At 53.4% G+C, this 12,459-nt stretch carries 16 protein-coding genes; 12 read left to right on the top strand and 4 right to left on the bottom strand.

Going from position 1 to position 12,459, the window contains the following annotated elements:
* The first annotated feature begins 34 nt into the window (after positions 1-34).
* Genes LBW89_RS15830 through LBW89_RS15805 form a run of 6 tightly spaced genes read left to right on the top strand, consistent with a single transcriptional unit; the run spans position 35 to position 5,212 of the window.
* Positions 35-910: a CheR family methyltransferase gene (locus LBW89_RS15830; protein WP_148457848.1), complete on the top strand. Its 876-nt coding sequence runs from the start codon at positions 35-37 to the stop codon at positions 908-910.
* Between the two features lie 18 nt (positions 911-928).
* Complete coding sequence (locus LBW89_RS15825) at positions 929-2,578, top strand: response regulator (protein ID WP_148457847.1); 1,650 nt, start codon at positions 929-931, stop codon at positions 2,576-2,578.
* Positions 2,579-2,637: 59 nt separating this feature from the next.
* Positions 2,638-2,976 (top strand): STAS domain-containing protein, encoded by a 339-nt coding sequence (locus LBW89_RS15820; RefSeq protein ID WP_148457846.1) that lies wholly within the window; start codon positions 2,638-2,640, stop codon positions 2,974-2,976.
* Positions 2,977-2,992: 16 nt separating this feature from the next.
* Complete coding sequence (gene rsbW, locus LBW89_RS15815) at positions 2,993-3,436, top strand: anti-sigma B factor RsbW (protein ID WP_148457845.1); 444 nt, start codon at positions 2,993-2,995, stop codon at positions 3,434-3,436.
* Complete coding sequence (locus LBW89_RS15810) at positions 3,433-4,206, top strand: sigma-70 family RNA polymerase sigma factor (RefSeq protein WP_148457844.1); 774 nt, start codon at positions 3,433-3,435, stop codon at positions 4,204-4,206. The genes rsbW and LBW89_RS15810 overlap by 4 nt, the downstream gene beginning before the upstream one ends.
* A 25-nt stretch (positions 4,207-4,231) precedes the next feature.
* Positions 4,232-5,212: a magnesium transporter CorA family protein gene (locus LBW89_RS15805; RefSeq protein ID WP_148457843.1), complete on the top strand. Its 981-nt coding sequence runs from the start codon at positions 4,232-4,234 to the stop codon at positions 5,210-5,212.
* Positions 5,213-5,295: 83 nt separating this feature from the next.
* Here the strand turns inward: LBW89_RS15805 and LBW89_RS15800 are convergent, their stop codons facing one another.
* The 3 genes from LBW89_RS15800 to LBW89_RS15790 form a co-directional block, all read right to left on the bottom strand.
* The gene (locus LBW89_RS15800) at positions 5,296-5,520 is read right to left on the bottom strand and encodes a hypothetical protein (protein WP_148457842.1); all 225 of its coding nucleotides are present in this window, start codon (positions 5,518-5,520) and stop codon (positions 5,296-5,298) included.
* A 55-nt stretch (positions 5,521-5,575) separates the two neighbouring features.
* The gene (locus LBW89_RS15795; protein WP_148457841.1) at positions 5,576-5,905 is read right to left on the bottom strand and encodes a DUF5665 domain-containing protein; all 330 of its coding nucleotides are present in this window, start codon (positions 5,903-5,905) and stop codon (positions 5,576-5,578) included.
* 97 nt (positions 5,906-6,002) lie between these two features.
* Positions 6,003-6,443, bottom strand: coding sequence for a YtxH domain-containing protein (locus LBW89_RS15790; protein ID WP_148457840.1), 441 nt, complete (start codon positions 6,441-6,443; stop codon positions 6,003-6,005).
* Positions 6,444-6,668: 225 nt separating this feature from the next.
* Here LBW89_RS15790 and LBW89_RS15785 point away from each other — a divergent pair, with 225 nt between their 5' ends.
* Both LBW89_RS15785 and LBW89_RS15780 read left to right on the top strand, forming a co-directional pair.
* The gene (locus LBW89_RS15785) at positions 6,669-7,673 is read left to right on the top strand and encodes an asparaginase (RefSeq protein WP_148457839.1); all 1,005 of its coding nucleotides are present in this window, start codon (positions 6,669-6,671) and stop codon (positions 7,671-7,673) included.
* Between the two features lie 94 nt (positions 7,674-7,767).
* The gene (locus LBW89_RS15780; RefSeq protein ID WP_148457838.1) at positions 7,768-8,481 is read left to right on the top strand and encodes a pirin family protein; all 714 of its coding nucleotides are present in this window, start codon (positions 7,768-7,770) and stop codon (positions 8,479-8,481) included.
* A 38-nt stretch (positions 8,482-8,519) separates the two neighbouring features.
* Here LBW89_RS15780 and LBW89_RS15775 read toward each other — a convergent pair whose 3' ends face one another.
* Entirely contained in the window at positions 8,520-8,744 is a 225-nt protein-coding gene (locus LBW89_RS15775; protein ID WP_148457837.1) for a DUF1128 domain-containing protein, read from the bottom strand.
* 139 nt (positions 8,745-8,883) lie between these two features.
* Between LBW89_RS15775 and yyaC the strand changes: the two genes are divergently transcribed.
* The 4 genes from yyaC (at position 8,884) to LBW89_RS15755 (ending at position 12,420) form a co-directional block, all read left to right on the top strand.
* Complete coding sequence (gene yyaC, locus LBW89_RS15770) at positions 8,884-9,417, top strand: spore protease YyaC (protein ID WP_148457836.1); 534 nt, start codon at positions 8,884-8,886, stop codon at positions 9,415-9,417.
* A 102-nt stretch (positions 9,418-9,519) separates the two neighbouring features.
* Positions 9,520-10,320: an alpha/beta fold hydrolase gene (locus LBW89_RS15765; RefSeq protein WP_148457835.1), complete on the top strand. Its 801-nt coding sequence runs from the start codon at positions 9,520-9,522 to the stop codon at positions 10,318-10,320.
* A 174-nt stretch (positions 10,321-10,494) separates the two neighbouring features.
* The gene (locus tag LBW89_RS15760; protein ID WP_148457834.1) at positions 10,495-11,181 is read left to right on the top strand and encodes a DUF6483 family protein; all 687 of its coding nucleotides are present in this window, start codon (positions 10,495-10,497) and stop codon (positions 11,179-11,181) included.
* Positions 11,182-11,238: 57 nt separating this feature from the next.
* Entirely contained in the window at positions 11,239-12,420 is a 1,182-nt protein-coding gene (locus LBW89_RS15755; protein WP_148457833.1) for a class I SAM-dependent methyltransferase, read from the top strand.
* Positions 12,421-12,459 lie beyond the last annotated feature (39 nt).

Here is a 12,459-nt window from a genome sequence, read left to right as displayed (position 1 = left end):
GATGCCCAGTTCTTTTGTAATCGGAGTTGAACCTATGACACCCAGTGATTTTTCGGAATATCCGGATAACGATACGTGCGGCTGGACCTCGCCGGACGAGCGGGAGCAATTGGAAATCGAACTGCTCCTGGAAGGGGTCCATCGGCTGTACGGATACGATTTCCGCAATTACGCGCTTCCTTCGCTTAGAAGGAGGATATGGCACCAAGTCCACGCGGAGCGTGTGACGACCATTTCCGCTTTGCAGGAAAAAGTGCTGCATGACCGGGAGTGTTTCGAACGCCTGGTCTACAGCCTGTCCATTCCCGTCACGGAGATGTTTCGGGACCCGTCCCTGTTTCGCGCTTTTCGCGAAAAGGTCGTTCCCCTGCTGAGAACTTATCCGTATATCCGGGTATGGCACGCGGGGTGTTCGACGGGGGAAGAGGTTTATTCGATGGCCATTCTTCTCCATGAGGAAGGTCTATACGATAAGGCGAGGATTTACGCCACCGACATGAACGGCCGCTCGTTACAGGTAGCCAAAGAGGGCGTGTTCGGAATTGAGAAAATGAAGCTGTATACGAAAAATTATCAGGATGCGGGGGGCACCCGTTCTTTTTCCGAGTACTATACGGCGAGATACAATTCCGTCATATTTCAGCCCTTTCTGCGCAAGAACATGATTTTTGCCGAGCACAACTTGGCCACGGATCAGTCCTTTAACGAGTTCAATGTTATCTTTTGCCGGAATGTGATGATTTATTTTGACGAAACGCTGAGAAACCGGGTCCATTCCTTGTTCCATCAAAGCTTGAGCCACTTCGGCGTCCTGGTGCTGGGAGCGAAGGAATCGATTCATTTTACGGAGTACGATGATTGTTATGAACCGCTGGACCGGGTGGAGAAAATGTATCGGAAGATTAAATGAAGGATGCAGGAGGATTCCATGGGGGTTGAAAAGCCGATTCATATCTTGCTGGTAGATGACCGCCCCGAGAACCTGATGGCCTTGGAAGCGGTCCTGGAAAGTGAACAATATAATTTGGTCAAAGCGACTTCCGGCGAAGAAGCCCTGAGGTATTTATTGAAAGAGGACTTCGCGGTTATTGTGCTCGATGTGCAAATGCCCGGACTGGACGGGATCGAGACCGCTAAGCTGATAAAGGCCCGGGATAAGACGAAGGATATTCCGATCATTTTCATCTCTGCCAACAGCAAGGAGGCGGAGCACTTGTTCGCGGGGTACTCCGCCGGAGCGATCGACTACATGGTGAAACCTTTTATCCCGCAAATTCTGAAATCGAAGATTGAGGGATTTGTGGACATGTACCTGACGAATCAGCGGCTGAAAACCCAAAGTATGCTTTTGCAGCAAAAAACGCTGGAATTGGAGCGGACCAATGAGGAGTTGGTCAAGGCCAAAGAGGCTGCGGAAATTGCGGCGAAAGCCAAAACGGAGTTTCTGGCCATGATGAGTCATGAAATCAGGACTCCGATGAACGGGGTTATCGGCATGATCGATTTGCTGCTGGAAACCGAACTGAAGGAGGACCAGAAGGAATACGCCGAAATTATTCGGGGCAGCGCGGATACGCTTGTCACGATTATCAATGATATTCTTGATTTTACGAAAATGGAATCCGGCAAAATGGAGCTGGAGGAAAGCCCGTTTGAGCTCAGATCGACGATTCAGGAGGTGATCGGCCTCTTTTCGGTGGATGCCGCCCGGAAAGGGCTGGAGCTGGTTTCCTTCGTCGACGACCGGATTCCGCCGGTTCTGTACGGCGACATGGGCCGCCTCCGCCAAGTGCTGATCAACCTGGTTGCCAATGCCATGAAGTTTACGGAACAGGGCGGAATCTATCTGATGGTCAACTGTAAAGAAAAAGACAGGGACAAGCATTTGCTGGAGTTTACCGTGAAGGACACGGGGATCGGGATTGCTCCCGATAAAGTGGACCGCCTGTTCAAGCCGTTCTCCCAACTGGATTCTTCCATGACCCGCAAATACGGAGGAACCGGCTTGGGACTGGCGATTTGCCAAACGCTGGTGCAGATGATGGGCGGCTCGATCCGGGTGGAGACCCTGGAGGAAAAAGGAGCTACGTTTGTCTTTACGGTCCGTGCGAGCGAATATGTGGATGAAAGCGCGGAATTGGCTTGCGCCGCCCAAGAATCGGTATTTCCGGGCGAAGCGGAGTCCAAGGAGCGCATGCTGATTGTGGACGACCATCCGATTAACCAGCGGTTGATGGTCAATATGCTGCAGAAGCTCGGTTATGAGCCGGAGGTGGCTGAGGACGGTCTTCAAGCCGTGAAAATGGCGGCTAACCGAAACTATGATTTTATATTCATGGATTTGCAGATGCCGCAGATGGACGGTCTGGAGGCTACCCGTAAAATTCGGGAGCAGCAGATCCCCGGCAAGGAACCGAAAATCATCGCGATGACGGCCAACGTGATGGACGGCATCCGATCCAAATGCCAACAGGCCGGAATGGACGATTACATCAGCAAGCCGCTCAAACTGGCTTCAGTAAAGACGGTTTTATCCAAATACAGCAAGAATTACATGACTGAAACTTCGGTCCACTGATTCATCCGGCCTTGGTCCGGGTTATTTATAAAGAAACCACAATTCAGGAGAGAGTGTCTATGAATACAAATAAAAATGAGAAGTTTACCGTTACGTCGCAAGTGGAAAACGGGACATGCACCGTCTATCTGCGCGGTGAGCTTGATCTTTCCGTTGCTCCGGATTTTCGCCAGGTGATGGAGCCCCTTGCTCTCAACGACAAACAAGACCTGGTCATCAACTTGAAAGAACTCAAATATATCGACAGTACCGGCATAGGAATTCTGCTGTCGATCTTAAAGACCAGGCATGGAATGGAAGCCGGCTTTTTGGTGAAGGAAGTGCCGGACCAAATTCAAAAGCTGTTCGATATGACCGGAATCGCGAAGTTTTTTGCCGCCCAGGAGAACTCCCAATAGGAAAGGATAGAGTATCATGATAGACGAGGTTCAAAAAGTTGTAATCAGTTTGCCGGCGACTGCGGAGTTTGTGGATATAGTCAGGTTAAACCTGTATGGAATAGCTTCAAAAATGGGTTTCTCGTACGAAGAAATCGAAGACATGAAGGTGGCCGTATCCGAAGCGTGCAACAATTCGGTCTTGTATGCTTACAAGGATACGAACGGCATGATGGAGGTTACTTTCGAAATCATCGGTGATGCATTGTCCATTACGGTCAGAGACGAAGGGGAGAGCTTTGATTCGTGGGGTGAACGGTCGACGCTGCACGATAAAAATTTGAATGAAGCCCAAATCGGCGGTCTCGGCTTCTATCTCATGCAGGCGTTAATGGATGACGTTAGCGTAATGAATGAAGCCGGAAAGGGAACAAAGGTAGTCATGACTCGCCGCTTAATGAAGAGCGAGGAGAAGGTATGACGGATAAATTGACTCCCCCCGAGTCTTTAAACGAATCCACCAGTATGATCTGGGAATATCAACAAACCAAGGACAATGACATCGCCACCGTCCTGATTCAGAAATATGAGCCGATGGTTAAAATGGCGGCGGGAAAAATCGCGCGCAACCGTCCCGATCTCTATGAAGATCTTTACCAAGTGGGGCAAATGGCGTTGATCCGTCTGCTGCAGCAGTACGATATCGAAATGGGAATTCCTTTTGAGCCTTACGCGATGAAGAGCATGATCGGTCACATGAAGAATTTTTTGCGGGACAAGTCCTGGTATATTCAAGTGCCGCGAAGAATCAAGGAGAAGGGAGCCCTCGTCCAGCAGGCGATCGATGAACTGACCGTGAAGTTGGAGCGGTCTCCTGACGTAAAAGAGATCGCCGACTATCTGGAGTTATCCGTGGAGGAGACGGTGGAAGTATTGGCCGGCCGGGAATGCTATCACTATGTGTCGCTGGATTCGCCGTTATCTCAGGAGGAAAGCGCGGCAACGCTCGGCGAGCTGATCAGCTCGGATGCGGACGATTACGATACCGTCGAAAAGCGGATGGATTTGCAACAAGCGCTCAGCCAGCTGAAGGAGCAGGAACAGCAGGTGCTGTTATTGGCCTTTCAAGAGGGGCAATCCCAGCGCGCGATCGCCCAGAAGCTGGGCGTATCCCAAATGAGCGTATCCCGGATTCAAAAGCGGGCGACGGAGAAGCTGAAGCAGATTATGTCCAACTCGAACACGTTGTGACGGCATCGAGTAAAGGAGTACAGCCATGGAAGTGGAGAATCAACTGAGGGTGAAGCGGAGCGGACAAGGCTGGTCATGGATCGACCTCGAAGTGAAGGAGGACGAATGGGATAGCCCGAAGGTCAGGCGTCTCCGGCAGAATTACCCTTTGACTCGGGAATGGCTGGATGCGCTTCCCAAGATGGAATCCAACCAACTATCCGTAAGATTTCCGGACGGCAGGGAGCCCATTCTATATGGCTCCCTGTTTTATTCGGTGCAGGAAGAGATCAAGGATACGCAGGCCGATTGCCTGCTGGCTCATTTTTTTGTGAGCGCCGACGTGCTTGTCACCATCAATTTTGATGCCAATACCACTCGGGTGATGAATCAAAAAGACAATGAGATCATGCTGCTTGATTGCCCGCGGCCGGTCGACGGGTTATTCGTCCTTACCAGGGTGATTCTTCATTACTTTCGGGTGGGGATGGACCGCTTTGAACGGAATTTGCGGAAGGTTGAGGAGCTGATGAAGAAGCGCAACCGGAAGTATTTGATGGACCGGATTTTGAGCGCCCGCTTCGAACTTCTGCATTGGTCCAATTTGTTCATTCCTTTTTTGGAACTGGTGACGGCTGCGCGCGAAGCTTATTTGGAGCAAATGGAGGACAGCATCCCGTTCCGGCGTTTTTTATATCGCGCCGAGCGAATGAGCGGCCTCGTCAAACACTACGAGAAAGAAATCGACACCTTGATTTCCATTGATGACGCGGTTTCGGGATTTCGGGGCAATGACATTATGAAAACCTTGACGATCATGACCGCGGTATTCACCCCGGCCACGGTGATCGGGGCGATCTGGGGGATGAATTTCGATTTTCTTCCCTGGGTCAAACAGGGCCTGTTCGGCTTTGCGCTGATCTGCGGAATCACGTTGCTTACCACAGCGGGATTCTACATCTGGATTCGGGCAAAGGGGTGGACCGGGGATTTGCTGGAAGTGGAAGAGGAAAATTCAAATCTGTGAACATCACGATCAAAAACAAGGTTGCCCTGCGGATAAGGGCAACCTTTGTGCGCACTTCCGATTCGACGTCCGTGCCGGAAGGTTTATTGCTCGGGATCGTTCATTAATCCCTCTTCATGATCCTCGCTGTTCGTCTTCATCTCATCCATATCTTCGCCAAGCTGTTTTAAGTCCTCCATGTCATTGACCATCGAGCCGTTCTCGGCCGAAACGATATCCTTATGCCCGGAGTATTCGCCTTCACGAGCCTCCCGAATCTGTTTCTCCACGTACTCCTGTTGTTCTTCCTCCGCTGATTTGAATCCCATGGGGGAACCCTCCTTTGCCATGCTATAGTCATCAAAATGCAAAGTTATTGTATCCTTACGGCTTGGATTGAATGTAATCTTGCAGGCTTTTGATATAATCGCCAACCATCGGCAAATCCACGAACAAACTGAGAAGCCAGCCCAGCAGACCGAGGATGACGAAGGTCCCCACACTGAGTCCCAGCCCGCGGGAGAGGCCGGCCACAAAGTTGGTTAGCACCCGTTTTTTCGGATTCGTATAGTTTTCCAAAATATCTTTAAAGTCGGCTTTCTCCAGCATATCCGCAATGCTGTCCAGTTTGCCGTTCAACCGTTTTACTTCATGCCTGAGTTCAAAGGGATGGTCTTTGGTGTCTTTGGTGCCGTACGGATTTAAGCGTGCCATCGGCCTTCCTCCTTGCGACGATGAATTTAGGCTCACAAACAGAAATCGCCAGCTGCCCGAGCTGGCGATGTTCAGGGGACAGCCCCGTTTACATAGATCAGTTCACGGAAGAACCAAACTCGCGTTTCGCTTCACTCGAAGCCTGGTTAACCTCCTGTTTTACGTCCTCCGAGCTTTTTTCCGCCTCTTTGCCGACGGTTTGAACTTCTTGCTTAATGTCCTCCGACACATCCGCGGATGCTTCTTTTACGCTGGACACGATGTTGCTGGCGCTGGTGCCGACCGTTTTGGCAAGATCGGTTGTTTTCGAGACAACGGTTTTGGCGAGCTCGGAACCTTTTTCGCAGGCAACCGCCGCCATCTCCTTGGACTTGTCCGTCGCGGTGGAAAGCTTGTCCGACAAGTCGCTGCGCAGTTCGCGTCCCGGCTTCGGCGCATACAGCAGGGCTGCGGCCGCACCGAGCAGCGCTCCGATCACGAGCCCCTTCGTAAAGGTGCCACCGCTTTGTACTGGGTATTCCGTCTCGGCTTTATTCATTTTGCATCGCTCCTTTATATGGATATTCGTCATTGGATGAAAAAGCGGATTGAAATGGTGACTTCAGGTGCTTTTCTTACTTCGTATATAAACGATCCGGGACGAGGTGAAACAACCGGATGCTTTGCCGCGGTCACGTTTTCTTCGGTATTCATGAATGGCGAACCGAGGCCTGCTGTACTATACTGGAGGGATGGAAGTTTGATGTGCGAAAGGAAGATGGCCATGGAAAATATATTGGTGGAAGAATCCCGCGGGGGGATGCTGGAATGCACCCACCGCGGTCATATATGCATTGTGGATGAGAAGGGCAGGGTCATCAAAGCGGTAGGGGACCCCGATTTTGGCGTATTTACCCGGTCGGCGGCCAAACCGTTCCAGGCGATTCCGGGAATTCGCGCAGGGATTGCGGAGGAATTCGGTTTAAGTTACGACGAAATTGCGATTATGACGGCATCGCATCGCGGCGAGCAAATGCACATCGAGACATTGGAGAGCCTCCTCCGAAAAACCGGTCTCGATGAAAACGCACTGTTTTGCGCGCCAAGTCTTCCGCTGGATGCCGCCGCAAAGAAGCGGCTGCTGCGCAGCGGAGGGGAGCGCCGGCGTCTGTATCACAATTGCTCGGGAAAGCACCTGGGCCTCATGGCCTACAGCAAAATGCGCGGGTATCCGCTGGATAGCTACAGCGATCCCGATCATCCCGTGCAGCGGGAAATCTGGGAGACGCTGGCCTCCCTCGCCGGCCTGCCGTTGCCGAGCATACGCCGTGCCGTCGACGGATGCGGTCTGCCCGTCTTCCATCTTCCGCTGTCCGCGCTCGCTAACGCTTATTTGAAACTCGCTTGTCCCGACCGCATTGACGATCGCGCGACAGCCGCGGCGGCGGCTACGGTCGGGAAGGCGATGAACCGCCATCCGGAGATGGTCAGCGGTACCGGACGGATCGATACGCTGCTGCTTCAAGATCCCAATCTGGTCGCCAAAGGAGGCTTTAAGGGCGTTTACGCTTTTGGTCTGCGAAAAGAGCGGCTGGGCGTCGCCTTCAAAATCATGGATGGGTCCGAAGAGGAGTGGGGCTTGATCGCACTGACGATTCTGGAGCAGTTAGGCTACGACAACAAGGATACCGTGGAACGACTGAGAACGGCGTTTTCGACGGAAATCCGCAATGACGAAGGCATGAAGGTAGGGACGACACAAACGGTTTTCCGGCTTGGCGATGTATGACGGACCGAAGGGTCGCGCTTATTGATTAGCCGATGGGGCATAGGGGTAAAAATGTAGCAAATCCAGTATGGTGTTATAGGCGAGGAGGATTAAGATGATTAAAATAGTCACTTCGGAAGAGAGGCATACGGCCCATGCCGGTCCTGTCCAGAGCGAATTCAGCTTTTCCTTCGCAGATTACAATGACCCCGGGAACGCCCATTTCGGCTGCCTTCTGGTGTTGAACGACCATACGCTCGCTCCCGGTAAAGAACTGGAGGCCCATCCCCATCATGATCTGGAAATCGTCACCTATGTAATATCCGGTTCCTTGAAAAGTTCCGCCGGGTCCGCGGGGCTGGAGCCTTTAGAGGAAGGCTCGTTCCAGGTGCTCAGCTCGGGTACGGGGATCATCCACGCGGAAGCCAACCCTTCCCCGGTCGAGCCGGCGCGTTACCTTCAAATGTGGTTTCTCCCGGAGGGCCAAGGTCTTCCTCCCGCCGAGAGCTCCCGCCGAATTCCAAGGGAGAAGCGGATCGGGAATTGGATGCCGGTCATCAGCGGGAAAAGAGACGGGGACTTCCTGCGCATTCATCAGGATGTAAATCTGTTTGCCCCCGTGCTGACGGATCAGGAGGAGCACTTGATCCGTACATCCCATCGAAGACAGCATCTGTTTGTCGTCGAGGGGCATGTCGAGCTGTCGTGCGAAAACCAGCGGTTTTCGCTGGGGCCCGGCGATGCGGCAAGAATTCGCTGCCCGGACGATCTGGTCCTCCGGAAGACGGGGGAAGGTATGGCGGAGCTTTTGATCGTCGACATGCCTTAAACGAATGCGGGCGAAGAAGAACGAGGAACAGAGGCAGGTTACTTCTTGCGCAAATTGCCCAATTCCTGAGCGACCGCCTCCACCTCGGAAATGCTGAGCCGTTCTTTGCTCATCACTAAATCATAAATGTCCAAAATGTCTTCATATTGGTCCGTGTTAAATGCGGAAGCGTTCATGGCGGCTCCGGTCGCCATTTTCAGCTTCGTTTTGATCGCCTCGATCATATATTCCACGTTTTCCTGGCTTTTTTGAGTTAAGTCCATGGATCATCAACATCCTTTCTCGTTTCATATCCCGGTTATTGTACCACGCTTGGCCCGCGGGCACACCCTTTTTGCTAGATCCGGGGGATTTGCGGTACAATCAGGTTAATTCGGTTGAAAGAGAGGGGATGAAATGCTCATGGATGAAAGGCAGGTACTGCCCGAAACGGGCTTTGCACGAAAAAAGCTGACCGGCGGCGATCTCCCCGAGTTCTTTTTGGAAGTACGAAGGAGGCACGCGGCGCGGGAGATTACATTTCTCTGCATCGGCACCGACCGATCCACAGGCGATGCGCTCGGTCCGCTAGTCGGAACACGCCTCACGGAACAGGGGTTTGCGAATGTGATCGGGACGCTGGATTTTCCTTGCGATGCCTCCAACCTGGAAATGCGGGCCTCCCTGGTTCCCAAAGAGCATATCATCGTGGCGATCGATGCCTGCCTCGGAACGCCGGCCTCCGTCGGCTGCTATCTCGCGTCGGGTCAGCCGCTGCTCCCCGCCCAATCGGTGGGACGAACGCTGCCGGCCGTTGGCCATTACAGCGTGGCGGCCGTCGTCAACATCAACGGGCCTAAGCCGTACTGGACGCTGCAAATGACTTCGCTTTACAAGGTGATGCGGATGGCCGACGAATTGGCCGAAGCGATCGGGCGCGGTTTCAGAGGCGCGTGAATCGGATTAAATATAGGAATCGGGACGATCACTACATACAACTTAAGAGCGACAGTAAACGAATATAAACCCGTATGAGGTATAGAAAGAGAGGGAAGCGTGATGGAAAAAGTAACTGTTGAGGGATTCACGATGGCTTATGAGGAACAGGGCCAGGGAGAGGCCGTTGTTCTGCTTCACGGCTTCTGCGGAAGCTCGGCTTATTGGGAGAAAATCGGACCGATGTTGGCCGATGATTACCGGGTAATCATGCCGGATCTTCGGGGACACGGCTCGACGGACGCTCCGATGGGAGCTTATACGATCGAACGGATGGCGGACGATGTCGTCGCGTTGATGGACCGTCTGGGCGTTTCGAAATTTACGCTGCTCGGCCACTCCATGGGCGGATACGTCACCTTGTCTCTGGCCCAACGGTATGCCGAACGATTAAAAGGCTTCGGCCTCATTCACTCGACCGCTTACCCGGACGGCGAGGAGGCCAAAGAGAAGCGCCTTCAGGCCGTGGCCACGATCGGCAATAAAGGGATTACCCCGTTTGTGGACGGGCTTGTGCCGGGATTGTTCGCGCCGGAATTGCGCGAAACGCTGACCGAAGAAGTGAACCGCGCGAAAGAAATCGGGTACAAGACGCCGCCGCAAGGAGCTTCAGGCGCCGCGCTGGCTATGCGGGAACGGGCGGACCGCCGTGACGTATTGTCTTCCACCGTTCTGCCGGTGCTGCTGGTAGCCGGAGAAAACGACGCCGTCATCCCGATCGAACGCACCTTCACGACGGAAGGACCGTCGGTCACCAAGGCGGTGATCAAGGGCGCCGGCCATATGAGCATGTACGAAGCGCCCGAACAGCTCGCCGCCGTCATCCGCGACTATTTGCGCGGCGTATCGTCCGCGAGCAAGTAACGGCCGCTTAGGCAATCGCGTGTTCGGACAACTGAAGCGCCATCACCGGAGGTCATCCCCGCGTCGTTCGTCCGATGCGGGGAGGCCTCCTGTTTTGCGTTAACTGGATATTCACGTCAAAATGACTTACAATTTGTTCTTAAATAAACCAACCTTGCAGAGGAGACGGAGCCTATGCTGCGGAAAGATTACCTGGTTCGGATGCTTGAGGAAATGACGGAGATGATCGGCAAAGTGTTCGGTCTGAAGCAGCAGCGCAAATGGACCGAAGCCTTATGGGAGCTCGACGAGCTTTATAGAAAGCTGTTCCGGCTGAACTCCCGGCTGCTCGGCTCCCTTTCGGCCAAAGACATCGTGGAAATGATGCGGACCGGCGGGACGGTGGAGTCGGATAAACTGCAAAGTTTGGCGCGGCTGATGAAGGAAGAAGCCGATGTCTTGACGGCGTCGGGACAGCCGGAGGAAGGCGTCCTCCGCGCGAGGAAGGCGCTGCACCTATATTTGGCGGCCCATACGTACGGAGCCGACCCCGGATTATGGGAACTGCACGGCGAAGTGTCGGAGCTACAGGAAAGTCTGAAAGGTTTCCGGCTTCCGGAGGATACCGAACGCCTGCTTATGGGCTATGAAGAAAGCAGGGGGAATTTTGCGCTTGCGGAAAATGCGCTGTATCGTCTGCTGGAAAGCGGGTCGGCCCGGCGGGAAGAGGGAGTCGCCTTTTATACCCGCTTGTTGGCGCTGGACCCGGGGAAGCTGGAGGAAGGCGGCCTCCCCGAGACTGAAGTCCGGGAAGGACTGGAAGCTTGGCTCGCCAGAACCGCCGGTTTAGCATACAATGAAGTCGGCCCAAACGGCGTGTAAAGCACAGCCCGTATTGGTTTAATCAATTCAACTCATTTTGGAAAGAGAGCGGTCTTAATGGAGGAATTACGCAATCTGGTACGTCACATTTCGGAGCAGGGCGGGCTTATTTCCGCGACATTGAGCCAGCGCCGAAAGGCGGGGGAAGGGGAAGACAGTTACAACAAGACCGTCATCAAACCGGTCCTGCTTAAAGGCACGCTTCATTACCAGTTCACTTATCACTTCAGCAAAAAGGTTACTCATGAGAATATCCCGGCCGCGGAGCTCGAGTCCGCCGTTATGAAGCTGTTCGCGGAGACGTTCCGCCAAGGGCTCCTGTGCACGGCGCAAGCCGATTATCAGGTGCTGATCAGCAAAAAGTACAAAGTATCGATTCTGACCAAGTCCCCTACCAAAAAACCGGGGACGCTCGCCCATAACCGGGCCAAACAGTACATCCTTGAGGAAGGGAAGCCGGTTCCGTTCTTGGTGGAGCTCGGAATTATGAACGCGGACGGCAAGGTATTGGCCAAAAAGTACGATAAATTCCGGCAGATCAACCGGTTCCTCGAAATGGTCCAGGATGTGCTTCCCCACCTCCCCGAAAACCGGCCGGTAACGATCGTGGACTTCGGCTGCGGCAAATCGTATTTGACGTTCGCGTTATATCACTATTTGTCGATCGAATTGCAAAGAGAGTTGAATGTCGTCGGACTCGATCTGAAATCGGATGTCATCGAACATTGCGGAATGCTGGCGAAAGATTTGCAATACCGCAATTTGCGCTTTCTTGTCGGGGATATTGCGGACTATGACGAATTGAGCGAAGTCGATATGGTCGTAACCCTGCACGCCTGCGATACGGCGACCGACGCCGCGCTGGAGAAGGCCGTTCGCTGGAACGCGTCGGTGATCCTGTCCGTCCCTTGCTGCCAGCACGAATTGTTCGGGCAAGTGGCAAGCCCGGTGCTTGAGCCGCTTTTGTCCCATGGCATCTTGAAGGAACGCTTTTCCGCGTTGGCGACCGACGCCATCCGGGCCAAGCTGTTGGATATTCTCGGCTACAAAACCCAATTGCTTGAGTTTATCGACATGGAGCACACCCCGAAGAACATACTGATCCGGGCGGTCAAGGGGGAGGTTTCGGCCGCGGAACGAGAGCGCTTATGGAACGAATATGCCGCATTTCGGGACTTTTTGAGCGCCGTGCCTTACCTCGAAAAAGCTTGCGGAGACCTTCTCCCCGCAGGAAAATGAAGCAGCGAAAGAGCCGGTGACATGCAGTTCGTCCCGGCG

Source organism: Paenibacillus sp. alder61 (genome assembly GCF_020179875.1).
Taxonomy (GTDB): domain Bacteria; phylum Bacillota; class Bacilli; order Paenibacillales; family Paenibacillaceae; genus Fontibacillus; species Fontibacillus faecis.
The sequence above is the reverse complement of the archived record's forward strand: the minus strand, read 5'-3'. Positions and strand labels throughout refer to the sequence as shown.